The 1,810-nt window shown below is 70.7% G+C and carries 1 protein-coding gene and 1 pseudogene; one reads left to right on the forward strand and one right to left on the reverse strand.

Annotated elements, in window-relative coordinates; all coding sequences use genetic code 11:
- Window positions 1–403 (reverse strand): annotated as a pseudogene (locus EQG76_RS26970) (phosphate acetyltransferase); the annotation flags it as partial.
- Window positions 404–579: 176 nt separating this feature from the next.
- Between EQG76_RS26970 and EQG76_RS26975 the strand changes: the two are divergent.
- Window positions 580–1,810: dihydroxy-acid dehydratase (locus EQG76_RS26975; protein ID WP_159718039.1), on the forward strand; the 1,231-nt coding region annotated here is incomplete at its 3' end.

The raw sequence follows: 1,810 nt of genomic DNA on the forward strand, positions 1-1,810 counted from the left end.
AGACGTGGCTGACCCGCCGCTCGGTGCGCAGCCCGCTCTCCTTGCGCACCACCTCGGCCATCAGCTCGTCGGTATGGAGGCTGCCCTTCATCAGGAGCTGCGCCCGCCCCTCGCGCACCAGCGCCACCGCCTTGGCCGCTGCGGCATGGCTGTGCGGGGTGTCGACCAGCTCGAAGGCAGTAATGTCCAGCCTGGCCTGCTCGGCCACCACCCGAATCTTCGCCTGCGGCCCCACCAGGATCGGCACGATGATCCCGGCTTCCGCGGCTTCCACCGTGCCGCTCAGCGAGCTGGCGTCGCAGGGATGCGCCACCGCGCAGACGATCGACGGGATTGCTTGGGTAGCCTCGATCAGCCGCTCGTATTTCTCATGCCGGTTCTCGGCCACCTGCACCGCCTCCATGGGGTTCCCTTCGCCGTCGCCGCTGCGGCGCACCGCACGCACTGCCCGGCCAGCCTAGGGGATTTGCCGGCCACTGGCAGCCGCCTGTGCGGCGCTTCCCCGATCGGGCATGCTTTGCCGCGAGGGAATGCGGGTCGGAGTGCCGGCCGACGCGATCGGCAACTGGAGCAGTCTGGATGAAGGACAAGAGCGAGGGTTTCGGCCGGGGGCTGACCAACTATGGGGACCGCGCGTTCAGCCGCTACCTGCGCCGCTCGTTCGCCAGCTCCATGGGCTACAGCCGGGAGATGCTGGACCGGCCGATCGTCGGGATCGCGGACACGCGCAGCGGCTTCAACAACTGCCACCGGCACTTCCCGGAGCTGATCGAGGCGGTCAAGCGCGGGGTGCTGGCGGCGGGTGCATTGCCCCTGGTCTTCCCGACCGTCTCGCTGGGCGAAGTGTTCCTCAGCCCGACCAGCCTGAAATTCCGCAACCTGATGTCGATGGACACTGAGGAGATGATCCGCGCCCAGCCAATGGACGCGGTGGTGCTGGTGGGCGGCTGCGACAAGACCGTGCCGGCCCAGCTCATGGGCGCGGTCTCGGCAGGCCTGCCGGCGGTCCAGCTCGTGGCCGGGCCGATGTCGACCAGCCGCTATCGCGGCGAGCGGCTGGGCGCCTGCACCGACTGCCGGCGGTTCTGGGGGCGCTACCGGGCGGGCGAGGTCGGCGACGAGGACATCCGGCAGGTGGAAGGCCGGCTCGCCACCACGGCCGGGACCTGTGCGGTGATGGGCACGGCCAGCACCATGGCGATCATCGCCGAGGTGCTGGGCATGATGCCGGCAGGCTCGGCGGCCGTGCCGGCGGTGGATGCCGAGCGCCTGCGGATCGGCGAGGAGACCGGCAAGATCGCCGCCGGCCTGATCGGCTCCGACCTCACCCCGGCGAAGATCGTCACCGAGCGCTCGGTGGAGAACGCGCTGCGCGTCCTGCTCGCGATCGGCGGCTCCACCAATGGCATCATCCACCTGACCGCGATCGCCGGGCGGGCCGGCATCCGCATCGACCTCGACCGGTTGAACCAGCTCAGCGACACCACGCCCGTGCTGATCGACCTGAAGCCCAGCGGCCAGCACTACATGGAGGATCTGGACGCGGCCGGCGGCGTGCCGGCGCTGCTGGCGGAACTGCGCGACCTCCTGCACCTGGACTGCCCGACCGTCACCGGCGAGACGATCGGCGAGCGGATCGAGCGGGCACCTTCATGGGTCGATCGGAGCGTGATCCGCGCGCGCATGGAGCCGGTGACGCCGCAGGGCGGCCTGGTCGCCCTGTTCGGCAACCTCGCCCCGCGCGGTGCCATCCTGAAGCGCTCGGCGGCCGACCCCGGCCTGTTCGAGCGCACCGGCCGGGCGGTGGTAT

The sequence above is a fragment of the Geminicoccus flavidas genome (genome assembly GCF_009806515.1).
GTDB lineage: Bacteria > Pseudomonadota > Alphaproteobacteria > Geminicoccales > Geminicoccaceae > Geminicoccus > Geminicoccus flavidus.